Genomic DNA, 25,913 nt, shown 5'->3' on the forward strand with positions numbered 1-25,913 from the left:
TCGTTGATCGACTCAAGCCTCAGCTCCGCTATCGTCCGGCTCACTGTCGTGCGACCGGGGGGAAGCTCATGAAGCGGGTTCTGCTGTTGGCCTGCGTGTTGCTGGCAGGATGCTCGCCCGACGTGGTGGAGGCGCCGCCGGTGTTCGCCGCGGGCTGCCCGCAGCTGTCCGCGCCGCCGTTCGGCATCGAGGCCAAGGGCAAGTGGGTCCCGGGCCGGCCCCAGGGCGCCTACGACCAGGTCGACTGCCAATACTCTTCGCCGGCCTCGGCCGACGCCGGCATGTACGTCGTCGGGCGGGTCTTCCCCGGCGAGGACCAGTCGAAGACGTTCGCCGCCGATGAGCAGACGGGCTGGGCCGCCGACGGCGACGAGTACATGGTCGTGCCGGACGTCGGCGACGGCGGCTTCGCCTGGTACGCCGAGTCGTCACTCTGCCTGGCCGCCCGCTCGGGCACCGCGTACGTCGTGGTCGCGGTGGCCCCCGGCCAGCCCCTCGACGACCCGGAACCCGTCCGCGAGCACCTCCCGGCGCTGAAGGCCCTCATGACCGACGCCCTGACCGCCCTGCGCTGACCGCCCCGCCCTGACCGCTCTGCCCTGACCGCTTTGCGTTGCCGTCCTGCGTTGACCGCCCGGCGTTGACCGCTCTCGGCTGACCCACCATGCTCTGACCGCGCGGAAGTCGCCGGGAATGGGATATTTCGGCCGCCGTCTGCGGAACTTTGCACCCTGCAAATGCGGAATCTACGAGCCGCAGATGCGGAACGATCCGGTGCTCAGAACCTTTCCGGCCATCCCGACGGCGCCCGCCACCATGATCAGCCGCACGTGGCGAATGCCCGCGCCGGGTCCAGCGGGATAGACCTCAACCCGCAGGCTCGCAGAGGCGTTGCGGGGTCGAGTAGAGCGCGGGTAGTCGCGCCTGAGCAGCGCCCGCTCGCGGTCGGCGGTGGCGAACTGGTGCTCCTCGACGCGGTTGAACGACAGGCGGCCCTGCAGGTACAGGTCGTATGCGTATCAGACCAGGTGGTCGCCGGGCTGGGTCTGCAGCAACCAGGCGAGCGGCATCTTCGCGCGTTCGATATAGGCGGAGTCAGCCGACAATTGGTGCAGGGTCACCGTCAACGCGTCGTCCCGGTCGACGACCCAATATTGCGGAATGCCGGCTGCGGCGTACTCACGGTGCTTGGTCACCTCGTCCATTGCCTCGGAGCCCGGCGAGACGATCTCTATAACGAGAAGGAGTTCGGCGACCGATAACCAGACCGCCCGCGGCGGAACCTTGCTCCACACGCTGACGTCAGGGATTCGACCTCCGTCACGCCCCGGCCCGGGAATGCGGATGCCGGCGACCTGAAGTACCTGCTCGGCCGGCCATCCCGCCATGATCAGCCACGCGAAGAGGCGGCTGGCGATCTGCGCGTGCTCCGAGTCCGCGGGGGGCATGACGGACAGAACTCCCTCAGGGCTTGTCTCGTATCGGTGACCGTTCGGGTCCGCGGCATTCATAGCCGCAAGATCGTCGAGCGTCACCATGGCGGGCATGTGCATGCCGACGGTCTCCGCGCTCATGCGCCCATCGTACGAGACGATGTTGTCCGTTTGTCGCCTTCGAGGGTGGCGACCTCGCCACGCAGGTGACGGGCCATATCTGTCCGGCTGGTGCGGGGCTGGCGGAATCGATCGCGGGACAGTCGGAGGAGCTCCAGGCACCCGGCAAAGCTGCCAGCCTGAGGCAACTCACACAAGGGTGTTTTGTAGGGAACTTCACGGGGGAGAATCCCTTTCCGACGTACCAGGAGCCGATTACGCCTGGTCAGGCGATGAAACGCCCCGCCGGCGACAAACATGTCGGAGTTTTGTCGGAAATCTTGTCGGTAACCACCAGTTACACAGCAACACACAAAGTCACAGTTCTCTCGGCGATGCGAGGCCACTCATCCGGCCTGCATCGCAGTCCCCGATCAATGCCTGATCGACCACACCCACCCACGGCTGGAACCGGATCCTGCCGTCGCGAACCACCGCTCGCGCACCGCCACCTAGCGCTTCCAGGTCTCCGAGGCTGCCATCCTGCAAAAATCGCTCAGCGGCCGCAACCACCTGCGCCGGGATCGAACTACGAAACGCAGAAACATCGATACGGACTGCCATGAGCGCTCACGATACCGTCAGAGCACTCAGGCCCCCGAGCTGAACAAAGCGTCATATTCGGGGCCATCTGGCCAAGGTGCAGCCACCCCTACCAACACACCAAACATCCGCGAACCACCGACCCGGCGCCGATCATGGCACCGGCCGGCTCGGCCGAGCCGGCCGGTTTCGTGTCAGCCGAGGCGGTAGAGCAGGGCTCCGTCGATCTCCTCGCGGGTGATGCCGAGGCCGTCGATCGGGCGCGAAGGCACGGGCTCCCAGGGGGTTCCGGCGAGCCACTCGGGCAGGACGACGACCGATCTGATGCCCTCGGCCCGCAGCGCCGCGATGCTCGGTGAGTCCGGGAACGTCATGCTGAGCGAGCGGATCCGTTCCTGGCCGGTCGGGACGAACGTGACCACGCCGTTGGGGATGCGCGGGAACCCGTTCGTGGTCCACAGCATGATGGACATCTCGAGGCTGCCTCCGCTGGGCAGCACCAGGGCCGGCTCCTGGGCGACGCCGAGCGCGGCCGGATAGCGCAGCACCTCGGGATGCTCCGTCTTGTTGACCCCTTCGACGGTGACCATCGCGAGCGGGATCAGCAGGGCGAGCCGCAGCGCGACGAACTTCCCGCGAGCCACGACGCCTGGTCGCCAGGGCGCGGACTCCCGTACCTCGTTGACCAGGGCGGTGACCGCCCCCGCGGCCAGCACGGCCAGCAGCAGCGAGCTCCACAGCGTCATGCGCCCGGGCGTACGCAGTGCGGCCCAGCCGGGCAGGTGCTTGGAGAGCGTCAGATAGCCCGGATCGCCGTGCCAGGGCAGGGTCGCGCCGAGGGTCAGCACCACCGCTACGGCGACGCCGACGGTCAGCAGCACCCGGTGACGAGTGCGGAAGACTGAGAAGAACACGCCGGTCGTGGCCAACACGATCAGGCCGATGCCGGGCAGCAGTGCCATCTCCGGCGGCCAGAACAGCTCGGATCGTTCCGCGGCGTGCCGGGCGCCCCAAAGCCACGACGACTCGGGTGCGAGGAAGAGGCCGCGCCAGGCCGGCGAGTACATCTCGGTCCAGTTCAGCCCGCGGTCGGCCTGCGGGTGCAGCTGCACCACGCGGGCGAAGGCGAGCCCCATGTAGACCGTGGCGGCCGCGAAGAACACGCCGCCGATCAGGTCGGCCGCGAGCAGTCGCCGCCCGAACGAGGGCCGGCCGCGCCGCCACCAGGACCAGCCGAAACCCGCCGCCACCACAAGACAGAGGGCGAGCATGACGTACGCGAAAGCCAGCCCGACGGCCAGCCCGAGCGTGATCTGCCAGGCGCCGACGAGCCAGCCGGCCAGCGCCCACCACGGGCGGTGCCGCTCGGGGCGATGACCGCGTCGCAACGACCAGCCGTGCCCGCGCGCGATCATGGCGAGGCTCAGCGCGATGCCGCCGGTGGAGATGACGTTCAGGTGCCCGACGTGCGCGAGCCGCCACGGTGCGAAGGCCCAGGCGACGCCGGCCACCGCCGCGCCCAGCGGGTGGGCGCCGAGCTGACGGGTCAGGGCGTACGCCCCGACGAAGGCGAGGGCGTGCAGAAGGACGTACAGGATGTTGTAGCGCAGGACCGCGTCGTCCATGCCGGACCCGATCATGCCGAACGGCGCGTAGCCGAGGACGGTGTCGGTGAAGGCCAGCGAGTGCGGATCGGGGTAGAACGTGTTCGAGTTCCACAGCTGCGACGGAAAGTTCAGCAGCGCGTGGCCGCCCCAGGCGATCTGCCAGGCGAACAGGGCCGGGTCGCCGATGTCGCCGGGCACGGTGTGCCGCGGGTCGCGCAGCGTCGGCCAGGTCAGCGCCGCGGCGAGCGCCAGCCCGCCGAGGACCACCAGGACCCACTCGAGCCGTTTCGCGAGGGACCTCGGAGTGCTCGCGGCGACGGCCTGCTCGTCACGTACGGCCACGGTGGCCTGACCTCCGCTCACACTCACGGCACGCATTGTCGCATATCAATGTTGAGGTCCGTGATCATGGCACGGGGACGGGACTCCGGGCGATCAGGTCGGAGACGGTGACGAACTCGTAGCCGCGGGCGATCAGGCCGGTGACCATGTCGTGCAGGGCGTCGAGGGTGGTCAGGCGGCGCTTGTCGCCCGCGTCGTGGGCCAGGACGATCGAGCCGGGGCGTACGGTGTCGACGATGTCCTTGGCCTGGGCGGCCGGGTCGTCCTTGAAGCGGCGCTCGTGCATCTGCCGGTCCCACAGGATCAGGTCGTAGCCGAAGGAGTCGGCGGCCAGCACGGTCGACCCGCCGAAGTGGCCGAACGGCGGGCGGAACAGCACTGGCGTACGCCCGAGCTTGTTCTGGATGACGGCGTGGGTACGCCGCAGGTCGTCCTGGATCGCGGGCAGATTCATGGTGGCCAGATCGCGGTGCTCCCACGAGTGGTTGCCGACCTCGTGCCGCCCGAGCCGGTTCTTGACCAGGCCGGCGTACTCGAGCACGTTGCGGCCGACCATGAAGAACGTTGCCGGGACGCCCAGTTCGTCGAGCACGTCGAGGAACCGGGGCGTGTACCTCGGGGCCGGCCCGTCGTCGAACGTCAGCGCCACGACGGGCCGCCACGACTTCACGAAGTAGCGCACGTGCACCGACGACGACCCGACCGCGGCCTGATTGTCGGCGGCGGCTGCATACCCGCCGCTCAGCGGAGGGTGATCCCAGCCGAACAGGCGCGGCACCTCGACGACCCCGACCGCGCCCAAAGCCGCCCCGGCCACCGCGAGCCCGCTCCCGCGCAGCAACCCCCGCCGACTTACCCGTTCCATCGCCTGCCCCCGTGTCCAGCAATACGCGGACACAACGGTCGCCGACCGGCGAAGTTCGAGCATCCCGCCGAGGTCACAAAAGCAACGCCCCGTCTCGGCCGAAAGGAGGAGCGGGAAGTCAGGGAGTGACCAGGCCGGTGCGGTAGGCGACGACTACGGCCTGGACTCTGTCGCGGAGGTCGAGTTTGGCCAGGATCCGGGCTACGTGGGTCTTCACGGTCGCCTCGGACAGGTGCAGGCGGGCGGCCAGTTCGGCGTTGCTCAGGCCGTGGGCGAGCAGGCCCAGCACTTCGAGCTCGCGCGGGGTCAGGGCGGCCAGGTCGCGGTGGATGGCCGGCGGCCCTGCGGCCGGCTGGGCGAACCGTTGCACGAGGCGGCGGGTGATCGCGGGCGCCAGCAGCGCGTCGCCGTCGCGGACGAGACGGACGGCGCCGACGAGCTGTTCCGGGGTGACGTCCTTGAGCAGGAAACCGCTGGCCCCGGCGGTCAGCGCCTCGTAGACGTACTGGTCGAGGTCGAAGGTGGTCAGCATGATGACCCGGGGAGCGGCCCCGGCGCCGGTGAGGATCTGGCGGGTGGCCGCGAGCCCGTCCAGCTCGGGCATGCGGATGTCCATCAGGACCACGTCGGGCCGGTGCCGCCGGACGGCGTCGATCGCCTCGGCGCCGTTCGCGGCCTCGGCGACCACGTCGATGCCGTCGGCGTTGAGGATCATCCGGAACCCGGCCCGTACGAGCGCCTGGTCGTCGGCGACCACCACTCGGAGCGCGGTCATGCCTGTTCCACCGGGATCGAGGCCTCCACGCGGTATCCGCCTCTGAGCCGGGGCCCGGCCTTCAAGGTGCCGCCGTAGACGGCGAGCCGTTCGCGCAGGCCGAGCAGGCCGCGTCCGGTGCCGGCGACGGTCGTGGAGGGCCGTCCGCCGGTGTCGGTGACCTCGACCCGCACGTGGTCACCGGCGAAGTCGACGAGCACTCGTACGGAGGCTCCGGCCGCGTGTTTGACGGTGTTCGTCAAAGCCTCCTGCACCAGACGGTAGACGGTCAGCTCGACACCGGACGGCAGCGGGCCGTGGTCCCCTCGCACCGTGAAGTCGACCTCCACACCCGAGTCGCGCATCCGCCGCACCATCGCCTCCAGCCCGTCGAGCCCCGGCTGCGGCGCCAGGTCGGCCCGGTCGAGCGCGCCGCCCTCCACCGTGAGCAGTCCCATCACGTGGCGCAGCTCGGTCATCGCGGCCCGTCCGCCGGCCTCGACCGCGAGCAGGGCCGTCCGGGCGTCGTCGGGGGCGGCGTCCATGACCTTGCGGGCCGCGCCGGCCTGGATCACCATCACGCTGACGTTGTGGGTGACGACGTCGTGCAGCTCGCGGGCGATCCGGGCCCGTTCGAGCTCGGTCGCCCGGCGCAGCGCCTCGATCTGTTCGTGTTCCATCGCCGACATGCGCGCCCGGCCCTCGTCGGCGTGCTGTTTCCAGCGCCGCAGCCCTTCGGCGGCGACCGCGATCGGGATCAGGATCAGGAACGGCACGGCGCCGTCGGAGACCGAGCTGGCGTCGGTCTGCAGCCCGGCGTGGAAGATCGCGGCCACCGGCACACTGGCCAGAGCCAAGATTTTGTACGGGCTGAAGACGGCCGCGCTGTAGGCGGCGATCACGCAGGCGAAGAAGGACAGCCGCAGGGCGGCCGGGTTCTCCTCGACCAGGGTCGCGATCAGCAGCAGCGTCCAGAGGGCCGCCAGCGGATAGCGGCGGCGGAACAGCAGCGGCAGCACGACCAGAAAGAGCAGCACGGTCGTCCAGGCGGTCCCGTCGTCCTCGACCGGCAGGAACGGCGGCCACACCGGCTCGGGCGGCACCGGTGGCCGCGGCCCCTCGAAGACGCGCGGATCGAACTCGATCCCGATCCGCCGCGGCGCCGGCTCGTCGTTGACGCCCGCCTGGAGCGCGGCGAGAGCCAGCCCCAGCGCGACGAGCCCGTCGAAGATCTGCCCGCGCCGCGACAACGGCGGCACCGAGCCGACCGGACGAGCCAGCGACCGGATGCCGGCCCACAGCCTGTTCATCCGCCCATTCTCACCGCAGGACCAGCCCGTACGCATTACACCGCTCGCCTACGCCGTAAGGATGACGCCGCCGAGAAGATGCCTCGCGCTGCCGATGCGTCCGGTTCGTGCCCGCTTCTAGCGTCAGCCCGGTCGATTGTGTTGAGGGGGATGGCTATGAGCACACCGCTGATCGAGCTGCACCAGGTGACCAGACGGTACGACGAGGGGCCGCCGGCGTTGAACGACGTGTCGCTGAGTGTCGAGCCGGGTGAGGCCCTGGCGATCCTCGGCCCGTCCGGGAGCGGCAAGTCCACGATGCTCAACCTGATCGCCGGGCTGGACCGGCCGAGCACCGGCACGGTCACCGTCGACGGGGTACGGGTCGACGAGCTGGGCGAGGCGGCCTCCGCGCGTTACCGCCGGGCCCGCATCGGCCTGGTGTTCCAGTTCTTCAACCTGCTCGACGACCTGACCGTCGCCGACAACGTCATGCTGCCCGCCCAGCTCGCCGGGATGGGCCGATCCACCGCCGAGCGCCGGGCCACGGAACTGCTCGGCCGGTTGGGCGTCGACCGGCACGCCACGGCGTACCCGGGAAGGCTCTCCGGGGGTGAACGGCAGCGCGTCGCCGTCGCCCGCGCGCTGATGAACCGGCCGGCGTTGCTGTTGGCCGACGAACCGACCGGGGCGCTCGACACCGCCTCGGGCGAAGACGTGATGCGGCTGCTGAGCGAGCTGCACGCCGACGGCCAAACCGTCGTCCTGGTCACCCACGACCTGGTGCTGGCCGAGCGGTGCGCGACCCGGACCGTGCATCTGCTCGACGGACAGGTCGCCAGCGACTCCGCGATGGAACTGCTCCGATGAGCGCGCTGACCCGGGTGGTCCGTGCCGGGGTGGGCCGTAAGCGCGTGCAGACGATCGTGATCGGGCTCGTCGTGGCGATCGCCGTCACCTCGGCCGTGCTCGGCGGGTCGCTGATGGTGGCGTCGCAGGGACCGTTCGACCGGGCGTTCGGCCAGCAGCGGGGCGCGCACCTCACCGCCCAGTTCGACGTCGGCAAGGTCACCGAGGCGCAGCTGGCCGCGTCGGCGAGCGCCGCCGGGGTCGCCGCGGCGGCGGGGCCGTTCCTGACCGCGCAGGTCGGGCTGACCGACCCGGCCGGGCATCCGCTGCCGCCGTTGAACGTCGCCGGGCGGGCCGACGCGGGGAACGAGGTCGACCGGGTCGATCTGGTCGAGGGCCGGTGGGCGACCGCCCCCGGCGAGATCGTGCTCGCCACGGGGGGCCATCTGCGGTTGCCGCCGAAGGTGGCCGGTGAGCAGTGGACGATCTCCGGTAAGCCGGTGACCGTCGTCGGGGTCGCCCGGTCGGCCTCGCGATCGGCCGACGCCTGGACCACGCCGGCTCAGCTCGCCGCGTGGGCCGAGGGTCCCCGGTCGTACCAGATGCTCTACCGGTTCACCGAGGCCGGCACGACCGAGCAGGTGCAGGCGGGCAAGAACGCGGTGCAGGCGGCTCTTCCCGCCGGGGCGATGACCGGCGCCCTGTCGTGGCTGGACATTCGCCTGGAGGCGATCAACGACACCCTCCTGCTGGTGCCCTTCCTGATCGCGTTCGGCCTGCTCGGCGTGGTCATGGCGGTGCTCATCATCGGCAACGTGATCGCCGGCGCGGTGTCGACCTCGACGCGCCGGATCGGCATCCTCAAGGCCCTCGGTTTCACGCCGTCGCAGGTCGTTCGGGCGTACGTGGGCCAGGCGCTGATCCCGGCGTCGGTCGGCGCGATGATCGGCGCGGTCGCCGGCAACCTCCTCACGATTCCGATCCTCGCCCAGACCAACGAGCTCTACGGCACGAGCGACAGCGGGGTCGCGTTCTGGGTCGACGCCGTCGTGATCGGGGGCGCCCTCGTCGTCGTGGCCGTGACCGCCCTGGCCGCCGCCGCCCGGGCCGGCCGTCTGCGCAGCGTCGACGCGCTCGCCGTCGGCCGCACACCGCGACCGGGCCGGGGCCGCTGGGCGACCCGGTTGACCAGCCGGCTGCCGATCCCGCGGCCGGTGACGCTCGGCCTGGCCCATCCGTTCGCCCGGCCGGTCCGCGCGGTCAGCATCATCGCGGCGATCGCGTTCGGGGCGGCCGCGGTGACCTTCGCGGTCGGGCTCGGCACGTCGCTGAACCGGGTGCAGGAGGTCGAGGACATCGCCGACGTGCAGGTCGGCGCACCGCACCGGATGGAGCCGGGCGGCCCGCGGCCGGGTCCCCGCGAGCCGGAGGCTTTCCCGGATCCGGCCGCGATCGAGAAGGTGATCGCCGCTCAGCCGGGCACGGCCGGCTACATGGGGGTCGCCCGCGGCGAGATCACCGCGGCCGGGATCGTCGGGGAGCTCGACGCGGTCGCGGTCACCGGGCCCGACTCGGCGCGCTACTACCGCATGGTGTCGGGCGACTGGCTGACCGGCCCCGGGCAGATCATCGTGTCGACGCCGTTCCTGACCGCCGCCGGCAAGCAGGTCGGCGACAGCATCGTCCTGACCCACGAGGGCGCGCAGGTGCCCGTGACGATCGTCGGCGAGGTGTTCAACACCGACAGCGACGGCATGCAGGTCGTCACCGAGCTGGCCACGCTCGGTTCGGTGAAGCCGTCGACCTATTACGTCTCCGTGCTGTCCGGCACCGACGCCTCGGCGTACACCCAGGCTTTGACGAAGGCCCTGGACCCGGTGGGCGCGATGGCCGATCGCCTCGATCACTCACCCGACGAGATGGTCGTCGTCGTGAACATCCTGACCGGGCTGCTCAGTCTCATGCTGACGGTGGTGGCCGGGCTGGGCGTGATGAACACGGTCGTCCTCGAGACCCGGGAACGGGTTCACGACCTGGGCGTGCACAAGGCGCTCGGGATGACCCCGCGGCAGACGACGGCGATGGTCATCGCATCGGTCGTGGTCACCGGCGTGATCGGGGGTGCGGCCGGCACGGCGATCGGTGTGCTGCTGCAACGCACGGTGATCACGGAGATGGCGAGCAGCGTCGGATTCCGGTTGCCCGCCTCGGTCGTCGACGTCTACGGCTCGTACGAGCTGGTGGTCTTCGGTCTGGCCGGGCTGGTCATCGCGGTGGTCGGCGCGCTGCTCCCGGCCGGATGGGCGGCGCGGACCAGGGTCGCGGTCGCCCTGCGTACCGAATGACGAAAGGGGCCGCTGCCACGACGGCAGCGGCCCCTTCGCGTGGATCAGGAAGCGATGGTGCAGAGTTCGTCGAACTTCTTCTCGTCGCCCTCGATCTTCGTCAGGGCGGCCGGGGTGGGCTCCTTGCCGGCCTTGGCGTCCGAGATGATCTTGTTGTAGCCGTCGGCGATGGCCTTGAGCGCGGTCTTGACTTCGGCGTCCTTGGCCTTGCCGGACGCGGCGTCCAGGTCGGCGGCCAGCTTGCTGACCTGGTCGATCGTCGGGTTGGTGCCCATCGCGACGATGGCGGCCCTACCGGCGGTGCAGCCGGGGTCGACGAGGGTCTTGTTGTCGTTCACCCAGTTGGCCAGCAGGAGGCTGTACGTGGTGCTGAGGATGACCGAGACGATGACGCCGGTGATGGCCAGACCGCGACCGGCCCGCTTCCCCGGGCCGGTCTTGAAGATGGCGATGAGGCTGAGGATGAAGCCGATGCCCGGCAGGAGGAAGGCCAGGACCAGGCCGGTGATGGCCAGTCCGCTGGTGCCCTGCTGCTGCTGCTGCTGCGGAGCGGGCGGCGGCACGGCACCCGGGTAGGCCGGCTGGTCAACGGGCGGCTGGCTCGGCGGCGGGGTCAGGGGCTGCGACACTATGACGGTCCTATCAGGAGATTCTCAGCTTGAGTCGGTCGCACGTTACTGGCTCCGCCCCTAAAATGCTGCCCCGTGTCAGGAACGTTATCGACGCCTGTCGACACTTTGGGGGTTTTCGTCGGCGATTGTGGCGAGTTTCGCGGGGATGATCCGGACCGGACGGTTAGCGCGGCCTGGCCGGAAGTATGATTTCCGTGCGAAGTGGACACCGGCAGCGCATCGTGATCAACCGATGACGCTGCCGGTTCGACCGTCGGCCGCGGGCCGCTACCGCTGGCGGGTCAGCAGGCCCGGCCGGTAGGGGAGCAGGCCGTAGTCGCCGCCCGAGCTGGGGGAGCGGCCCTGGTAGAGCAACTGCAGGTTGCAGGGGTCGATGGTCATGGTCTGGTCGGCGTTGGTGCGGAGCAGTTCACCGTGGCTGATGTCGTTGGTCCAGGTGGCACCGCTGTTGGCCTTGCCCGCGAAGGGGTTGCTCTCGGTGGCGGCGTTCGGGGTCCACGAGCCGCCGAGGCTGCTCGACGTGAAGGACCGGAAGAAGCGTCCCTGGCTACCGATCGCCTCGACGATCATCAGGTACTGGTTCTGGCCGGCGACCTTGTAGACCTGGGGCGCCTCGAACAGGTTGTTGGTCGAGTCGCTCATGATCGTGGTGTAGGACGAGCCGAAGTTGCCGGGGAAGTTGCCGATCGGCATCGACGCCCGGTAGATCTTGCCGTTGTCGCCCGCGAAGAACAGGTACATGTTCGTGCCGTCACCGATCAGCGCCTGGTCGATCGGGCCCGTGCCCGAGCCGGTGATGCTGCCGGTGAACAGGGTCTGCGGCGCCGACCAGCCGTTCGGGTTGGTCGGGTTGCTCGACGTCCGGTACGAGAACGCCGGCCCGCCCCATTGGTAGGCGAGCACCCAGATGTTCTTCGGCGCGAAATAGAACAGCGAGGGTGCGACGGTCGCCGACGACATCGCGTTCTGACTGGCCGAGCCCATGGACGACCAGTTGCTGAACAGCCCGAAGTTCATCGAACCCCAGGTCGACCCGGTGTCGTGCGTGGTGGCGTAGACGAGCTGCTGGCCGTTGTAGGGCGCCACGGTGAAGTCCTTGAGCGAGACCCAGCCCGATCGCGGTTGCGCCAGCGCGCCGGTCGACGACCACCGGTACGACGACGGCAGCGTGCACGAGCCTGACGGCGGCGGTGTCGTCGGGTCGGAGCCGCCGACGCGGACCATCTGCCACTGCTGGTTGGCGCCGTTCCAGTCGCTGTACTGCACGATGTTCGCGCCGTCGGCGGTCGAGGCACCCTGCACCTCGAGTGCCTTGCCGCTGTTGCGGTTGATCAGCTGGATGTAGCCGTCGATGTCCTGCACGCTGAACTGCTGGTTGTTGGTGTTGTTGTCGGTCCACTGGACGATCGAGGCGCCGTCGGCGGTCGAGAAGTTGTAGACGTCGAGCACCTTGCCGGACAGCCTCGACTTGAGCCGGTAGTTGCCGCCGCCCGAGTCGACGAACTGCCACTGCTGCTGACTGCCGTCGTTGCGGGCCCATTGGGTGATGCGAGCGCCGTCGTTGGTGGCGAGGTTGTAGACGTCGAGAGCCTTGCCGCTGTTGCGGTTGACCAGGATGTAGTAGGCGCTGGTGTCGATCGTCGCGGCCGAGGCTGAGGGCGCGTTCACCACCATGAACAGGCCGCCGGCCACGGCGGTGAACAGCGCGGTGAGCGCCACCAGCAAACGGCGGCGTCGGTTCGGGGATGGATTCACTTCTGATCCTCCGGGGATGTGATGCGGGGAAAGGGACTGGCGGCGTGTCAGCCGACCCTGTTGAGCTGCCACTGCTGGTTGGTGCCGTTCCAGTCGGCGTACTGGACGATGTTTCCGCCGTCGGCCGTGGAGGCGCCCTGCACCTCGACGGCCTTGCCGCTGTTGCGGTTGATCAGCTGGAGGTAACCGTCGATCGTCTGGATGCTGAACTGCTGGTTCACGCCGTTGGTGTCGGACCACTGCACGATCGAGGCGCCGTCGGCGGTCGAGAAGTTGTAGACGTCGAGCACCTTGCCGGACAGCCTCGACTTGAGCCGGTAGTTGCCGCCGCCCGAGTCGACGAACTGCCATTGTTGCTGGTTGCCGTTGTTGCGGGCCCATTGGGTGATGCGGCCGCCGTCGTCGGTGGCCAGGTTGTAGACGTCGAGAGCCTTGCCGCTGTTGCGGTTGACCAGCACATACCAGGCGCTGGTGTCCACGGGTGACGTGCCGCCGCCGCTGCCGCCGTTGAGCGCGTTCAGCACCGCGGTGTAGGCGGCCTTCTTGTTGCCGGAGTTGTCGAACAACAGCGGGTTGGCGCCGGTACGCCAGGAGTCGCTGTCGCGGATGCCCCAGACGGTGATGCCGGTGCAGCGGGACACCGCCAGGCAGGCGTTGGTGACCGTGGCGTAGATGTTCGCCTGGTTGCCGCCCTGCTGGATGTCGAGCTCGGTGATCTGCACGTCGACGCCCAGGTCGGCGAAGCGCTGCAGGTTGGCCTGGTAGGTCGAGTCGATGGTGGTGCCGAGGTGGGACTGGAAGCCGACGCAGTCGATCGGGACGCCACGGGACCGGAAGTCGCGGACCATGTTGTAGATGCCGGTCGACTTCGCGTTGATGCCGTCGGTGTTGTAGTCGTTGTAGCAGAGCTTCGCGGCCGGATCGGCGGCCCGCGCCGCACGGAACGCGGCCTCGATCCAGTCGTTGCCGGTGCGCTGCAGGTTCGAGTCGCGGCGGGCGCCGCTCGAACCGTCGGCGAACGCCTCGTTCACCACGTCCCAGGAGTGGATCTTGCCGCGGTAGTGGGTGGCGACCTGGGTGACGTGGTTGATGGCGGCGTTGCGCAGGTCGCTGCCGGACAGCGACTGGGCCCAGGAGGGTTGTTGCTGATGCCAGAGCAGGGCGTGGCCGCGCACCGAGGCGCCCATCGAGATCCCCTGGTTGAGGATCCGGTCGCCGCTGCTGTAGTTGAACGAGCCGCGCGACGGTTCGTTCGAAGCCCACTTCATCTCGTTCTCGGCCGTGACCGAGTTGAATTCCGTGGTCAGGATGCGGGTGTACGTCGAGTCGCCGAGCCGGCCGGCGGCGATCGCGGCGCCGAAGTAGCGGCCCTTGGCGGCGGCGGAGGCGCCCAGGGTCGTCGCCGCGTCGGCCGGTCGGGCGACGGCGAGGGTGGTGCCGGTCAGGAGCAGGGCGAGAACGGCTCGCCACCAGGCTCTTTTGATCATCGGATGCTGCCTTCCGGGAGCGGGGGGACGGGGCCGCCGCACGACCCGGCGGAAAGGTGCGGGCCGCACGGCGACGGGGAGTCAGGGGGCGGTCATGTCGAACCGGCTGACCGTGACCGAGCCGCCGAGGGCGCTGGTCGCGTAGTTGAACAGCCCGAAGCGGTAGCCCATGAAGAACTGCCAGTCGTTGTTCAGCGTCAGCGCCGACCCGAGCGGAGTGAACGTGCTGCCGTTGGTGCTGTAGGAGAAGGTCGCGGTGCGGCCGGAGCCGGGCTGGATGTTCGCGGTGGCCCGCAGCCAGATCGTGCCGCCCGAGACGGCCGCGCCGGCGGCCTCGATGCCGGTGCCGGTGGTGGTCCACCCGCTGGTCGACATGGTCAGGCCGTTGGTCATCGAGACCCGGGTCGTGCCGTTGTCCTTGCGGACGCCGATCCAGGCCGACCGGTCGCGCAGCATCGCCAGCCCGGCCCGGTCACCGTTGGCCATCGACGAGTAGTTCAGCTGGATCGTGGCCGTCGAGGCGGGCCCCTGAATGCGGTGGGTCAGCGTGTTGCGGGCGTTGTAGAGGTCGTTGGTGACGGTGGCGGTCGAGAGCCGCAGCCCGTTGCCGACGGTAAACCTTGACGTGTCCGGGTTGTGGTTCCACTCCCATCGGGGCGCCAGCTCCGAGCCGGTGAACGTGTCCGGCCCGACCATCGGCTGCACGGTCTTGGTGGTGCTGATGGCCGGCTTCGGGTAGGTCGCGCCCCAGCGGCCGTTCACGGTGGTCAGCACCGGCCAGCCGTCGCCACTCCAGGTGATCGGCGCGAGCGTCGGCATCCGGCCGCCGGGGTAGGCGTCGGTGAACGCCATGTACCACCAGTCGCCGCTCTGCGTCTGCACGAGGCCGCCCTGGTGCGGGACGCCTCCGCCGGAGATCGGGCCGGGCAGGTCGAGCAGCACCTGCCGTTGCTCGTACGGGCCCCACGGGCTGGTCGAGCGCAGCACGTACTGACCGTTCGCGGGCCGGGTCAGCCAGATGTAGTAGTAGCTGCCCCGCTTGTACATGCGGGCGCCCTCGAGGGTGCCGACGCTCGACGGGGTGGTGTAGACGGTCTGCGACCGTGTCTCCGAGGTCAGGTCGGCGTTCAGTTGCGCGACGCTGATGGTGCCGTTTCCATAGGCCACGTACGGGGTGTCGCCGTCGAACAGCAGCCCGGCGTCGTAGTAGCACTTGTTGATCCGGGCCTTCTTGCTCCAGCCCCCGTCGACCGTCGTCGCCGTGTAGACGTACGTGCGGTTGAACTCGGTGCAGCCCAGCCAGTAGTAGGTGCTGTTGCTCGGCCGGTAGTTGAACGCCGACGCCCAGATGCCCTTGACGTACGCGCGGCCGCCGTTGAGGTCGTAGGCGTTGGAGTCGAAGTCGAGCCGCGGCACCGAATGTCCGGCGAACTCCCAGTTCACCAGGTCGTACGACCGCAGGATCGGCGCGCCCGGCGAGTAGTGCATGGTGGAGGCCGAGTAGTAGTACGCGTCCCCGACCCGGATGATGTCACCGTCCGCGAAGTCCTGCCACACGACGGGGTTGGTGAAGGTCCCGGACGGCGGCGTGCCCGAGCCGACCTGGACCAGCTGCCACTGCTGATTCGCGCCGTTCCAGTCGGCGTACTGGACGATGTTGCCGCCGTCGGCGGTGGAGGCGCCCTGCACCTCGAGTGCCTTGCCGCTGTTGCGGTTGATCAGCTGGAGGTAGCCGTCGATGTCCTGCACGCTGAACTGCTGGTTGTTGGTGTTGTTGTCGGTCCACTGCACGATCGGGGCGCCGTCGGCGGTCGAGAAGTTGTGGACGTCGAGGACCTTGCCCGAGTGCCGTGACTTGAGCCGGTAGTAGCCGCCGCCGGAGTCGACGAACTGCCATTGCTGCTGGTTGCCGTCGTTGCGGGCCCACTGGGTGATGCGGGCGCCGTCGCCGGTGGCGAGGTTGTAGACGTCGAGGGCCTTGCCGCTGTTGCGGTTGACCAGGATGTACCAGGCGCTGGTGTCGATCGTCGCGGCTGACGCCGGCGGTGCGGTGAGCACTGCCGACCCGAGGCCGGCCAGCAGGGCCAGTGTCGCGGTCAGGGCCGAGAGAAGACGTTTTCGAGGGTAACCGGCGTGGGTGCTCATTCCTGCTCCTCGTCGTGCCGTGAGAATAATGCCAGTTAACGTTCACAAAAATAAGCAAGTGGCGAGCACTTCGGTAAGGGTTATTGAGAGGCCGTGAGGGTCGACATTCAAGGATGCCAATGTTGCCAGACTGTTTCCGCAGCCTCAAGGGCGGACTGGCCGATGAAGGGCATCTGCGCAGGTAGAGTGGGGTAAAGATGATTCCGGGGGATGGCCTCCGGGCGCTTTGATGGCGATCCGTTGTTGTCGTCGGGCTGGTCGTAACGGTTTTTCAGTGCCATTTCACCAAGTGAATACTGGGTCATATCGGATCGTGTGATGATGCTTGATAACGTTGCCAAAGACTTGGTTCGGAAGCGTTGTGAATGCCATCATCGATCAACCTCGCGCCGCGCCGGTGGTTGACGGGCGTACGGGAGGTCGTTCACAGTCATCGATACGCTGGGGAAGCTGGACGGTGGACAATGCACGCCAAGGCCGACACCACGCTCGTCATCGCCGCCCGCGAGGGTGACCGGGAGGCGTTGAACGAGCTGGTCGCCGCGCATCTCCCGCTCGTCTACAACCTCGTGCGGCAGGCCCTGAGCGGCGGGCCTGACGTCGACGACGTCGTGCAGGACGTGATGCTGCAGGCGGTGCGGCGGCTGCGCCGGCTGCGGTCGCCGGAAAGCTTCCGGCCGTGGTTGATCGCCCTCGCCGTACGGCAGATCGAAGCCCGCGACACCCGCGACACCCGTGCCGACGACCGTCCGGCCCGGCTCGACGAGGTCGCCGCGGCCGGCGTGGAGGACGCCGCGCTGCTGCGGGTCGAGCTCGGCGACCAACGCCGGCAGGTGCTGCACGCCGCCCGCTGGCTCAATCCGGGCGATCGGGCCGTGCTGTCGCTCTGGTGGCTCGAGGTGGCCGGCGAGCTCGACCGGGCCGACGTCGCCGCCGCGCTGCACATCACGGTCGCCCACGCCGGCGTACGCCTGCAGCGCATGGGCGAGCAGCTCGAAGCCGCCCGCGCCGTGGTCGCGGCGCTGGACGCCCGCCCCGGCTGCCCCGAACTCGATTCCCTCGCGGCCACCTGGGACGGTGTGCCCGGCCCGTTCTGGCGCAAGCGCTTCGCCCGGCACGCGCGGGGCTGCCCGGCCTGCTCGGCGGCTCGCACCGGCTGGATCCCGGCCGACCGGCTGCTGCTCGGCCTGGCCCTGGTCCCCGTCCCGGCCGCCCTGGTGACGAAGAACCTGACGGTGGCGCCGGCCGGTGTCCTGGCCGGTCTGGCCCAGACCGCGGCGCTGCACCCCATCGCCAGCGGCGTGACCGCGGCCGTCGTCGCAGCCGGGCTCACCGTCCCCGCCGTCGGCTGGGTCACCGCCCCGCAACCGGCGACCGCGGTCGACGCCGCGTCGCAATCCGGCTCGGGTGCGACGGCCCAGGGCGCGCTGCCACCACCGGCCGGCCGGTCGGCGATCGCCGCGGGCCCGGTGTCACTGGAGTCGGCGAACAGCCCCGGCCGCTTCCTCTCGCTCGGCACCGAGCCCGGCTCGCTGCGCGCACTGACCGCGGCCGATCCGCTCCCGGAGCGGAAGGCCGCCACCCTCCGGGCCGGGCCCGGCCTGGCCGATTCCGCCTGCTACTCGTTCCGCGCGACCGACGGCCGCTACCTGCGGCACTCCTCGTTCCGGTTGCGGCTGAGCCCCGACGAGGGCACCGTCCTGTTCCGCCGCGACTCCACGTTCTGTGCCCGCGCCGGGTCGGCCGCGGGGTCGGTGTCGTTCGAGTCCTACAACTTCCCCGGCTACTTCCTGCGCCACCTGGACGAAGAGCTGTGGCTGGACCAGTTCGACGGCGGCGCCGGCTTCCTGCCGGATGCCTCGCTCCTGGTGCGGCCGCCGCTGGGGTGAAGCGGCATCAGTCCTCGTCGAAGTAGGAGCGCAGAGCGCGGCGGGCCTCATGGCGGGAGCGGCGGCGGTCCTCGCGGCGGATGAGGGCCCACTCGCGGTAACCGTGGCTCTCGCAGCGGCGCACCCAGAACGAGTCGGTGCCACCCCAGTGGCAGCCGGCGGTCTCGCGGGCGTCGATCTCGTCGGGCAGCGTGCAGGGACCGAAGCGGTGGTCGTGCACGGGCTGGCAGGCGACCATCGGCGCGTGGGCCATCTGCACCCACCAGGGCCGGGTCTTGTCGGTACGGCTCATTGCGGGCACCTTTCGGCTCCGTGACGCCCCGGGTGGGGCCGTCATGAGTTCGGGTGCACCGCGATCGCCTCCTTGGTCGACGCTCCGAGCATAGGGACGAGACGCCCCTTCGGGCGAGCCGATTTCGGACGCGACCGGGCCGGGCGAACGGGCAGGCAATCGGATCGACGTCAGACGCGCGCGAGAGCCGGGCTGCCCGCCGGGAAGGTGACAACCGCGTCGAGGCCGCCGAGCCGGGCCGGGCGCAGCTCGACCGTGCCGCCGCCGGCCTCGGCGAGGGTGCGTACCAGGGACAGGCCGAGGCCGGTGCCGCCCGCGCCGGCGCCGGGGGCCCGCCAGAACGGGTCGAGGGCCCGCGTGCGCTGGTCGGCGGTGAGGCCGGGCCCCTCGTCGAGCACGTGCAGTTCGACCGTACGGCGGGTGCGGCGCCACGTGACCGTCACCGTGCTGCCGTACGGGGCGACGCGCAGGGCGTTCGAGAGCAGGTTGTCGAGGATCTGGTCGAGGGCCGCGGGGATGGCCCGCACGTTCGTGTCGTCCGGGCCGCTGGTCCGCAGGCGTACGCCCTGCTTGGTGGCCAGGGGTGCCCAGAACGTGGTCCGCTCGGCCACGACGCCGGCCAGCCCGGCTGTCACGCGGGGCAGGGTGCTCTGCTCGGCGCGGGCCATCAGCAGCAGCGACTCGATCATGCGGGACAGGCGGTCGGTCTCGTTCAGGGCCGCTTCCAGGTTCTTGCCGCCGCCGGCTGTGATGTCGGGTTCGAGGTTCTCCAACCGCAGGCGCAGGGCGGCCAGCGGTGTCTTGAGCTGGTGCGACGCGTGGCCGTTGAACGAGCGCTGCGACGCGATCAGCCCGTTCAGCCGTTCGGCGGTCGCCCTGAACGTGCTGGCGAGGCGCTGCACCTCGGGCGGGCCGTCGGTCGTCGGCAGCCCGGCCGGTGGTGCGCCGTCGGCCAGCCCGCGGGTGGTCAGCTCCAGGGCCCGGATCGGCCGGCTGATCCACCGGGCCAGCGCGAACGCGATCACGGCGGCCCCGGCCAGCACGAGCAGCCCGGCGGCGGCCAGCATGAGCTGGAAGTGGTGCACCCTCGTGGTCACGGGCGCGGCGGGCACGCTGATCCGCAGTGCGCCGCGCGGGTAGAGCCCGGGATCCAGCGCGACGGCGACCGACATCATCCGCACGCCCGCGGTCTCGGGCGTGCGAGCGCTGACCCGGCCCTGCCCCTGAAGCACCTCCTCGATGTCGGAGTGCGAGGACGGGACCCCGGCCGAGTGGCTGCTGGCCACCAGGTCACCGTGCACGTCCATGACGTCGACCCGCCCGCCGAGACGCTCGGCCGACTCGCGGGCCAGCACGTCGACCTGCGGCATGTCGTTGACGGCCAGCGCCGAGTCGATGTACGCCGCGAGCACCTCGGCGTCGTGTTCGAGCTGCTCGAAGGCCTGCTGCCGCTCGTTGCGCTGCTGCGCGTAGCCCAGCGGCATCTCCAGCCCCAGCAGGATCAGAAGGGCGAAGGACACGTACGTGACCAGGAGCCGCCGGGTCATCGAAGAGCCGTGGTGCGACGGCCCACCGTACGGATGCGGGCGACCAGTTCCCGCAGGCTGAACGGCTTGGTCAGGTAGTCGTCCGCGCCCAGCTCCAGGCCCCGCACCCGGCTCTCCTCGTCGCCGCGCGCGGTCAGCATGATCACGGGCACGTCGCCGGCGCGGCGCAGCTCCCAGAAGACGTCGATGCCGTCGATGTCGGGCAGCCCCAGGTCGAGCAACACCAGGGCGGCGGGCGGCGCGGCGAGCGCCTCAGCCCCGGTGGCGACCCGGCTCGCCGTGATTCCGTAGCGGGCCAGGCCCTCGACCAGCGGCTCGGCGATCGAGTCGTCGTCCTCGACCAGCAGCACTCGCAGCTCCGCCGCCGGGGCGGGCACGGAGGCCGTACCGGTCAGGGCCGCGGCGATCGCCGACCGGATGCTCGCCGGCACCAGCACGGCCCGGATCACCCGCCCGCTGCCGTCCTCGGCCCGGCGTTGCAGCTCGGCGTCGACCGGCCCGCAGACCACGATCGGCAGCACCGGCTCGAGGATCGCGCAGACCCCGTTCGGTGTCATGTCCGGCAGCCGGCTGTCGATGATCAGCACCTCGGCCCGGCCGGTACGGGCCTCGGCGATCGCGGCCGCGCCGGTGCGGCACAGCGTCACGGTGTGGCCCGCGCGCTCCAGCATCGTCCGGATCGTGCGGCGTCCCTCTGCGGTGCGGAAGGCAACGAGAATGGTGGCCACGACCGATCTCCTTCTGCACGGCGACTGCGGAAAGGCGACCGTGCCAGAGCGCCCTGTGGTCCGACTGAGGCGCGGCTTAAGCGGTTCGGTTCAGGCGGGCTGCCCCTCCCGGATCGGCGCGACCAGCCCGGCGAAGAGCCCGGCTCGCGGCAGTTCGAGGAAGCACAGCGAGGTCGGGGCGACGACCCCGGGGGCGTCGCTCACCTCCCAGAAGGCCCGGCCCGTGAAGACGTACGATATGGGCAGTAACTCGACCTCGGCCGAGATTACGACGCCGAGACCGCCGTCGCCGCCACGCAGTGCCCAGAACAGCTCGGCGTCCTGGGTGGCGTCGACCGTGGTCACCCGGCCGTCGGCCGGCACCACGGTCAGCGAGTGCACCAGGTTGGCGGCGACCCCCACCTGACGGCCGTAGAAGCTGACACCGTTCAGGCCCGGACCGAGCCGCAACCATTGCAGCGCGGACGGAGGCCGGGGAATCCGTGCTACGGTTATGTCGTTGCGGTTTTAATTCAGTAGACGTTTTACGTCCCAGACGTTTCAGCGCCTGATGGGTTTCATTTCGACCCACGGGCGCTTTTTCTTTTGCTGTAATTCCGCGCACGGGTGAGCAGCACGGCTGCCGGCACCCGATCGATCTGCCGCCGCGGCCCGACTGGTTCAGCGGGCCGCGGTCCGGCATATGTCTGTTCGCGCTGCTCCGGGCCCCGATGGGCCACCCCGGCCGCGTGATCGAGCCGCCCGAGAAAGGCTACCGAGTGACCACGATCAACACACCGTTCCTCGCCCCGCCGACCGCCGAGAAGGAGACGCCCGCACCGCGCGAGTCCAACCGCGGCGAAACGGCGATGCGGCGGCTGCGGAACCCGTTCACCGTCGCGGCCGAAGTCAAGCCGCGCCCGGACGGCGCATGACCATCAGATTCGGATTTCTCAGCACCCATCCGCCCACCCACTGCGGCCTGGCGTCCTTCAACGCCGCGCTGGCGGCCCACCTCGCGGCGGACGGCGTCGCGGGCGGCATCGTCCGGGTCGCCGAGAACAAGGACGATCTCAAGGCCGCGCCCGGCGTGGTGCACACCTGGGTCGACACGGATCTCGGCGGCTGGCGTGACTGTGCCGAGGTGCTCGACTCCTTCGACGTCGCGATCGTGCAGCACGAGTACGGCATCTACCCCGGCCGCGACGGTGGCGAGGTCCTGTCGGTGCTGCGCCGGCTCAAGGTGCCGAGCCTCGTCGTCCTGCACACCGTGCTCGCCCGGCCCACCGCACGGCAGAAGTCGCTGCTGGAACAGATCGCGGCCACCGCCGGCGCGGTCGTGACCATGACCGGGGCGGCCCGCGACCGGCTGCTCGACGGCTACGAGGTCGACGCCGCGAAGATCTCGGTGATCCCGCACGGCGCCTCCGGCAACCCCGGCACGGCGCCCGAGCCTGCTCCCCAGCCCCACCTGCTCACCTGGGGCCTGCTGGGGCCGGGCAAGGGCATCGAGTGGGCGCTGCGCGGCCTCGCCCTGCTGCCGGACCTCGAACCCGTCTACACGGTGGCCGGCCGCACCCACCCGAAGGTCATCGAGCTGCACGGCGAGGCGTACCGAGCCGGTCTGCACCGGCTCGGCGCGGCCCTCGGCGTCGCCCACCGGGTGCGCTACGAACCGGCCTACCTCGACGACGCGGCCCTCGGCGCCCTCGTCCGCTCGGCCGACGTGGTCGTGCTCCCGTACGACTCCACCGAGCAGGTCACCTCGGGCGTCCTCGTCGAGGCGGTCGCGGCCGGCATCCCGGTCGTCGCCACCCCGTTCCCGCACGCGGTGGAACTGCTCACCGACGGCCCCGGGCTGCTCGTGCCCCACCACAATCCGAAGGCGCTCGCGACCGCGATCCGGCGGATCCTGACCAAACCGGCCCTGGCCGCCACGCTGCGAGCCCGGGCCGAGCCGGTGCCGACGTGGCCCGCGGTGGCCCAGCGCTACCACGACCTCGCCACGACGCTGGTCGCGGCCGACCGGAGCCCCGCCGCCGTCGCGAGCGCCTGACCTTCCCGTCCAACCGGACCACCTTGCTCCCGCCCTACCAGCGGCGGAATTCGGGCTCTTGATCGACAGCTCGCCGACCAGCGCCGCTTCAGTCGCGGCTGGCCGAGCTCGAGAAGTGGGCCGCCTGACCGCGGCGGACGGCCTCGCTGGCCAGCCGGGGACGGCGTCGCTCGTCGTTGGTGACCAGGCCGAACTTGTCGTACAGGTTGGTCAGATGTTTCTTGACCGCGCTGTCCGACAGGCCCAGTGCCGCGGCGAGCTCGCGCACCGACGGCGGCTCGGGGAAGGCCTGGCCGGCGGCGGTCAGCGGGCGGCAGAGTGCGGCCAGCACGTCCTGCTCGCGGCGGGTCAGCGCGGGCGGCGGGGGTGCCGGTTCGACGGTGACCGTCTCGGTGGACGGCTCGGCCGCGGGGGAGCGGAACAGCAGCCGGGCCGGGCCGACGTCGATGCGGTCGCCGTCGTGCAGGGTGCGGGCCTGACGCAGCGGCACACCGTTCACCGTCGTGCCGTTGGTGCTGCCCAGGTCGCGGATGGACCAGCCGGACGGGAACCGTTCGAGGACGGCGTGCAACCGCGACACGCGGTGGCCGGCGATCGCGACCTCGTTCGCCGGGGCGCGGCCGATCGACAACAGGTCGCCGGCCAGCGTCACCAGCCGCACCCGGCCGCCCTCGTGCACCTCGAGATGGCCGGTCACGGACAGTGCTCCCCGGTGGCGATGGTCAGCGGCGCGGGCAGGCCGGTTCCGGTCATCGTCAGGGTGGCCCGCGCGCAGCCGTCGAGCGGTGCCGGCTCGGTCCACTGTTCGACCGGCTGCCCGTCGGAGACCGCGGGCCGCCCGCCCGGTTCGGCGGCGACGCGCACCCGCCACTGCCCGGCCGGTCCGGCCGTGTCGCGATACTGCTTCCAGATCCAGGTGTACGCCATCACCGCGCGGCAGCCCGGCGACCAGTAGAGCTTCACCGACACCGCCTTGAAACCGCTGACATACCCGTACGCCGACCGCGCGACCTGATAGGCGTCGGCGTAGCACTTCCCGGGTGGCGGGTCGTCGTCCCGGGCGTACGCGATCTTGCCTTGGCCGGTCATGACGACCGTACGGTCGAGCACGCGCAGCGTCCCCGTGCGCGACCCCGCCGCCCGTGGTGTGAAGGCCAGCCCCACGCGGCAGGTCTCACCGTGCGTCAGCGTGCGGCCCGTGCAGTCGTCGGCCGCCAGCGTGAAGTCGCCGCCGTCGAGGGCCACCCGCAGCGGGGTCGTCGCGTGCGACCCGGAGTTGCGGATCGTGACGAAGCGCGGCTCGGGCTCGGCGGTCACCTTCTGTTCGGCGAAGTCCACGGCGGCCGGTGCTTCGAGCTCGGCCGCCGCGACCGCCTGGGAACCGCCGGCGGCCAGCACCAGCACGGCGCCGGCCAGGGCGGGGGCGGTCTTCCACCAGGCGGTGGCCCGGCGGGGCACCGGCACGGTGGCCGAGAAACCCTCGACGGCCAGCATGCGCTCGGCCAGGGAAGTCGGCGGAGGGGGCGCCGCCACCAGGGGAGTCGCCGTCGCTGCGGCCTCGCGCAACTTCGCGGCGAACGCGGCGGCCGAGGCCGGGCGGGCCGCCGGGTCCTTGGCCAGCGCGCGCTGCAGGACCGCGAGCACCGGGGCGGGCACGTCGAGGTCGGGGACGGGTTCGGCGGCCATGCGCGCGATCAGGGCCCGGATGCTCTCGCCGGGCCGGGGGACGAAGGGAGGGCGGCCGCACAGGCAGCGGTAGAGGGTGGCGGCCAGCGAATAGACGTCCGAGGCGGGCGTGGCCGGGTCGCCGCGCAACACCTCGGGGGCGGCGTAGAGCAGGCTGGCCGTGATCCTCTGCTGCTCGCGCGGGGGCTCACGGCGTACGGGCCGGGCCAGACCGAAATCGGCGAGCTTCAGGTCACCGTAGCGGGAGACGAGGATGTTCTCGGGTTTGACGTCGCGGTGCAGAACGCCCGCCTGATGGGCCGCCTCCAGCGCGCCGGCCACGGCGACACCCCCGGCGAGCACCTCTTGCCACCCGGCCGCGGCCCGGTCGGCCAGGGAGCCACCCTCCTCGTAGGACATCAGCAGGTAGGGCTCGCCTGACGTGGTGCGCCCGGCCTGGTGCACGGTGACGATGTTGGGATGGCCGGAGAGGCGGCCCAGCGCCTGCACCTCGCGCTCGAAACGGGCCTCGTCGATGTCGACGGCCAGCACCTTCACCGCGACCGTACGCTGGAACTCCGCCTGCCAGGCCCGGTAGACCACCCCGAAGCCGCCGCGCCCGATCTCCACCGCGTCGTCACAACCGGGAACCCCGATCAACGCTCCCGACGGTGAACGCAAGACTTCCTCCGGGCAGCGGGACGATGACGACTGCCGATCTTAGCCAGCCGTCCGCAACGGCCCACGGCGGCTCAGGCCCCCGCTTCGGCGCACTTCCCGCGACTTCATGAACGGCGCGGCACGACGCTGACCTTCTACGCCATTTCGGCCGCGGTCATCGGCGGCACGGCGCTGGCCGGCGGCTCCGGCACGATCATCGGCGCCCTGCTCGGCGCGCTGGTGCTGGCCGTGCTGCAGAACGGCTTCAACCTCATCGGCTACAGCGCCAACACGATCTACCTGATCCTGATCCTGATCCTGGGCCTGGCCATCCTGGCCTCGATGATCGCCGCTCGCTGGGCATCGACACGGTCTATCAGGACCTGGCGCTGGTCAACGAGCTGTCCGTTTATCACAACATGTTCCTCAACCGAGAGCTCGTACGCTGGCCGCTGCTGAACAACCGGGCCATGCGCAAACGTGCCGAGCAGCACCTCAAGGACATGGGCGTGAACCTCCCCGACGTCCGCGTCGAGGTCGCCAAACTCTCCGGCGGCCAGCGCCAGGCGATCGCGGTGGCCCGCTCGGTCTATTCCGACGCCCGCGTGCTGCTGCTCGACGAGCCGCTGGCCGCGATGGGCGCGAAGGAGGGCACGATGATCCTCGACCTGATCCGCGACCTCAAACGCCGCGGCGACGTCTCGGTCATCATCATCGCCCACAACTACGCCCAGGTCCTCGACGTCTGCGACCGAGTCAACCTGCTGCAACACGGCCGCATAACCTTCGACAAGCGAGCCCAGGACACGTCCCTGAAGGAACTGACCGACCTGGTCGTCGCCGAATACCGCCGTCCCCGCTGACCAGGGCCGCCTGCGGGCGGCCCTGGCTC

At 70.5% G+C, this 25,913-nt stretch carries 23 protein-coding genes and 1 pseudogene; 8 read left to right on the plus strand and 16 right to left on the minus strand.

Going from position 1 to position 25,913, the window contains the following annotated elements:
• Positions 1–68: 68 nt before the first annotated feature.
• On the plus strand, positions 69–575 hold the full coding sequence (locus EER30_RS12315) for a hypothetical protein (RefSeq protein WP_127500522.1): 507 nt from the start codon (positions 69–71) through the stop codon (positions 573–575).
• Between the two features lie 444 nt (positions 576–1,019).
• On the opposite strand, the gene EER30_RS12320 is transcribed toward EER30_RS12315, so the two are convergent.
• From EER30_RS12320 to EER30_RS12345, 6 genes are all read right to left on the minus strand, one after another.
• Complete coding sequence (locus EER30_RS12320) at positions 1,020–1,574, minus strand: Uma2 family endonuclease (RefSeq protein ID WP_127500523.1); 555 nt, start codon at positions 1,572–1,574, stop codon at positions 1,020–1,022.
• A gap of 336 nt (positions 1,575–1,910) precedes the next feature.
• Positions 1,911–2,156, minus strand: a complete 246-nt coding sequence (locus tag EER30_RS12325) for a hypothetical protein (protein WP_127500524.1) — start codon at positions 2,154–2,156, stop codon at positions 1,911–1,913.
• A 173-nt stretch (positions 2,157–2,329) separates the two neighbouring features.
• The gene (locus EER30_RS12330; RefSeq protein WP_349290864.1) at positions 2,330–4,084 is read right to left on the minus strand and encodes a hypothetical protein; all 1,755 of its coding nucleotides are present in this window, start codon (positions 4,082–4,084) and stop codon (positions 2,330–2,332) included.
• Between the two features lie 64 nt (positions 4,085–4,148).
• Positions 4,149–4,949 carry a polysaccharide deacetylase family protein gene (locus tag EER30_RS12335; protein WP_127500526.1) on the minus strand — a complete coding sequence of 267 codons (801 nt, stop codon included), beginning with the start codon at positions 4,947–4,949 and terminating at the stop codon, positions 4,149–4,151.
• Positions 4,950–5,067: 118 nt separating this feature from the next.
• Complete coding sequence (locus EER30_RS12340; RefSeq protein ID WP_127500527.1) at positions 5,068–5,724, minus strand: response regulator; 657 nt, start codon at positions 5,722–5,724, stop codon at positions 5,068–5,070.
• A complete protein-coding gene (locus tag EER30_RS12345; protein WP_127500528.1) occupies positions 5,721–7,013 on the minus strand; it encodes a sensor histidine kinase in 1,293 nt (430 codons plus the stop codon). Before EER30_RS12345 ends, EER30_RS12340 begins: the two co-directional genes overlap by 4 nt.
• A 156-nt stretch (positions 7,014–7,169) precedes the next feature.
• Here EER30_RS12345 and EER30_RS12350 point away from each other — a divergent pair, with 156 nt between their 5' ends.
• Together EER30_RS12350 and EER30_RS12355 are read left to right on the plus strand one after the other, a co-directional pair.
• A complete protein-coding gene (locus EER30_RS12350) occupies positions 7,170–7,862 on the plus strand; it encodes an ABC transporter ATP-binding protein (RefSeq protein ID WP_127500529.1) in 693 nt (230 codons plus the stop codon).
• Complete coding sequence (locus EER30_RS12355; protein WP_127500530.1) at positions 7,859–10,186, plus strand: ABC transporter permease; 2,328 nt, start codon at positions 7,859–7,861, stop codon at positions 10,184–10,186. Before EER30_RS12350 ends, EER30_RS12355 begins: the two co-directional genes overlap by 4 nt.
• 44 nt (positions 10,187–10,230) lie before the next feature.
• Here the strand turns inward: EER30_RS12355 and EER30_RS12360 are convergent, their stop codons facing one another.
• The 4 genes and pseudogenes from EER30_RS12360 to EER30_RS12375 form a co-directional block, all read right to left on the minus strand.
• Complete coding sequence (locus EER30_RS12360; protein WP_127500531.1) at positions 10,231–10,815, minus strand: hypothetical protein; 585 nt, start codon at positions 10,813–10,815, stop codon at positions 10,231–10,233.
• A 270-nt stretch (positions 10,816–11,085) separates the two neighbouring features.
• Complete coding sequence (locus EER30_RS12365; RefSeq protein WP_127500723.1) at positions 11,086–12,492, minus strand: non-reducing end alpha-L-arabinofuranosidase family hydrolase; 1,407 nt, start codon at positions 12,490–12,492, stop codon at positions 11,086–11,088.
• 134 nt (positions 12,493–12,626) lie between these two features.
• Positions 12,627–14,024: pseudogene (locus tag EER30_RS12370) on the minus strand (glycoside hydrolase family 10 protein); the annotation flags it as partial.
• Positions 14,025–14,141: 117 nt separating this feature from the next.
• Complete coding sequence (locus EER30_RS12375; RefSeq protein ID WP_127500533.1) at positions 14,142–16,205, minus strand: family 43 glycosylhydrolase; 2,064 nt, start codon at positions 16,203–16,205, stop codon at positions 14,142–14,144.
• Between the two features lie 464 nt (positions 16,206–16,669).
• Between EER30_RS12375 and EER30_RS12380 the strand changes: the two genes are divergently transcribed.
• The gene (locus EER30_RS12380) at positions 16,670–18,094 is read left to right on the plus strand and encodes a sigma-70 family RNA polymerase sigma factor (protein ID WP_127500534.1); all 1,425 of its coding nucleotides are present in this window, start codon (positions 16,670–16,672) and stop codon (positions 18,092–18,094) included.
• A gap of 7 nt (positions 18,095–18,101) precedes the next feature.
• Here EER30_RS12380 and EER30_RS12385 read toward each other — a convergent pair whose 3' ends face one another.
• The 4 genes from EER30_RS12385 to EER30_RS12400 all read right to left on the minus strand — a co-directional run bounded on the left by EER30_RS12385 (position 18,102) and on the right by EER30_RS12400 (position 21,111).
• Positions 18,102–18,386 (minus strand): hypothetical protein, encoded by a 285-nt coding sequence (locus EER30_RS12385; protein WP_127500535.1) that lies wholly within the window; start codon positions 18,384–18,386, stop codon positions 18,102–18,104.
• A 170-nt stretch (positions 18,387–18,556) separates the two neighbouring features.
• On the minus strand, positions 18,557–19,933 hold the full coding sequence (locus tag EER30_RS12390; RefSeq protein WP_127500536.1) for a sensor histidine kinase: 1,377 nt from the start codon (positions 19,931–19,933) through the stop codon (positions 18,557–18,559).
• Positions 19,930–20,661, minus strand: coding sequence for a response regulator (locus EER30_RS47015; protein WP_284699706.1), 732 nt, complete (start codon positions 20,659–20,661; stop codon positions 19,930–19,932). The genes EER30_RS12390 and EER30_RS47015 overlap by 4 nt, the downstream gene beginning before the upstream one ends.
• A gap of 90 nt (positions 20,662–20,751) precedes the next feature.
• Positions 20,752–21,111: a hypothetical protein gene (locus EER30_RS12400; protein WP_127500537.1), complete on the minus strand. Its 360-nt coding sequence runs from the start codon at positions 21,109–21,111 to the stop codon at positions 20,752–20,754.
• A gap of 308 nt (positions 21,112–21,419) precedes the next feature.
• Between EER30_RS12400 and EER30_RS47020 the strand changes: the two genes are divergently transcribed.
• Complete coding sequence (locus tag EER30_RS47020) at positions 21,420–21,575, plus strand: hypothetical protein (protein WP_164842300.1); 156 nt, start codon at positions 21,420–21,422, stop codon at positions 21,573–21,575.
• Positions 21,572–22,696 carry a glycosyltransferase gene (locus EER30_RS12405; protein ID WP_127500538.1) on the plus strand — a complete coding sequence of 375 codons (1,125 nt, stop codon included), beginning with the start codon at positions 21,572–21,574 and terminating at the stop codon, positions 22,694–22,696. Before EER30_RS47020 ends, EER30_RS12405 begins: the two co-directional genes overlap by 4 nt.
• Before the next feature lie 88 nt (positions 22,697–22,784).
• Here the strand turns inward: EER30_RS12405 and EER30_RS12410 are convergent, their stop codons facing one another.
• Together EER30_RS12410 and EER30_RS12415 are read right to left on the minus strand one after the other, a co-directional pair.
• Positions 22,785–23,393, minus strand: a complete 609-nt coding sequence (locus EER30_RS12410; RefSeq protein ID WP_127500539.1) for an FHA domain-containing protein — start codon at positions 23,391–23,393, stop codon at positions 22,785–22,787.
• Positions 23,390–25,042, minus strand: coding sequence for a serine/threonine-protein kinase (locus EER30_RS12415; RefSeq protein WP_127500540.1), 1,653 nt, complete (start codon positions 25,040–25,042; stop codon positions 23,390–23,392). The genes EER30_RS12410 and EER30_RS12415 overlap by 4 nt, the downstream gene beginning before the upstream one ends.
• A gap of 126 nt (positions 25,043–25,168) precedes the next feature.
• Between EER30_RS12415 and EER30_RS48580 the strand changes: the two genes are divergently transcribed.
• Together EER30_RS48580 and EER30_RS12425 are read left to right on the plus strand one after the other, a co-directional pair.
• Positions 25,169–25,480, plus strand: coding sequence for a hypothetical protein (locus EER30_RS48580; RefSeq protein WP_349290865.1), 312 nt, complete (start codon positions 25,169–25,171; stop codon positions 25,478–25,480).
• Positions 25,441–25,884 (plus strand): ATP-binding cassette domain-containing protein, encoded by a 444-nt coding sequence (locus tag EER30_RS12425; RefSeq protein ID WP_205650205.1) that lies wholly within the window; start codon positions 25,441–25,443, stop codon positions 25,882–25,884. Before EER30_RS48580 ends, EER30_RS12425 begins: the two co-directional genes overlap by 40 nt.
• Positions 25,885–25,913: the final 29 nt, after the last annotated feature.

Origin of the sequence: Actinoplanes solisilvae, assembly GCF_003999975.1 — a bacterium.
Classification (GTDB): Bacteria; Actinomycetota; Actinomycetes; order Mycobacteriales; family Micromonosporaceae; genus Actinoplanes; species Actinoplanes solisilvae.

Coding starts and splice junctions, on each gene's coding strand:
- EER30_RS12345 (WP_127500528.1), bottom strand. CDS start 7,013: ATGAACAGGCTGTGGGCCGGCATCCGGTCGCTGGCTCGTCCGGTCGGC.
- EER30_RS12365 (WP_127500723.1), bottom strand. CDS start 12,492: ATGGTGGTGAACGCGCCCTCAGCCTCGGCCGCGACGATCGACACCAGC.
- EER30_RS12385 (WP_127500535.1), bottom strand. CDS start 18,386: ATGAGCCGTACCGACAAGACCCGGCCCTGGTGGGTGCAGATGGCCCAC.
- EER30_RS12355 (WP_127500530.1), top strand. CDS start 7,859: ATGAGCGCGCTGACCCGGGTGGTCCGTGCCGGGGTGGGCCGTAAGCGC.
- EER30_RS12350 (WP_127500529.1), top strand. CDS start 7,170: ATGAGCACACCGCTGATCGAGCTGCACCAGGTGACCAGACGGTACGAC.
- EER30_RS12320 (WP_127500523.1), bottom strand. CDS start 1,574: ATGAGCGCGGAGACCGTCGGCATGCACATGCCCGCCATGGTGACGCTC.
- EER30_RS12325 (WP_127500524.1), bottom strand. CDS start 2,156: ATGGCAGTCCGTATCGATGTTTCTGCGTTTCGTAGTTCGATCCCGGCG.
- EER30_RS12315 (WP_127500522.1), top strand. CDS start 69: ATGAAGCGGGTTCTGCTGTTGGCCTGCGTGTTGCTGGCAGGATGCTCG.
- EER30_RS12405 (WP_127500538.1), top strand. CDS start 21,572: ATGACCATCAGATTCGGATTTCTCAGCACCCATCCGCCCACCCACTGC.
- EER30_RS12340 (WP_127500527.1), bottom strand. CDS start 5,724: ATGACCGCGCTCCGAGTGGTGGTCGCCGACGACCAGGCGCTCGTACGG.
- EER30_RS12390 (WP_127500536.1), bottom strand. CDS start 19,933: ATGACCCGGCGGCTCCTGGTCACGTACGTGTCCTTCGCCCTTCTGATC.
- EER30_RS12335 (WP_127500526.1), bottom strand. CDS start 4,949: ATGGAACGGGTAAGTCGGCGGGGGTTGCTGCGCGGGAGCGGGCTCGCG.
- EER30_RS12380 (WP_127500534.1), top strand. CDS start 16,670: ATGCACGCCAAGGCCGACACCACGCTCGTCATCGCCGCCCGCGAGGGT.
- EER30_RS12425 (WP_205650205.1), top strand. CDS start 25,441: ATGTTCCTCAACCGAGAGCTCGTACGCTGGCCGCTGCTGAACAACCGG.
- EER30_RS12375 (WP_127500533.1), bottom strand. CDS start 16,205: ATGAGCACCCACGCCGGTTACCCTCGAAAACGTCTTCTCTCGGCCCTG.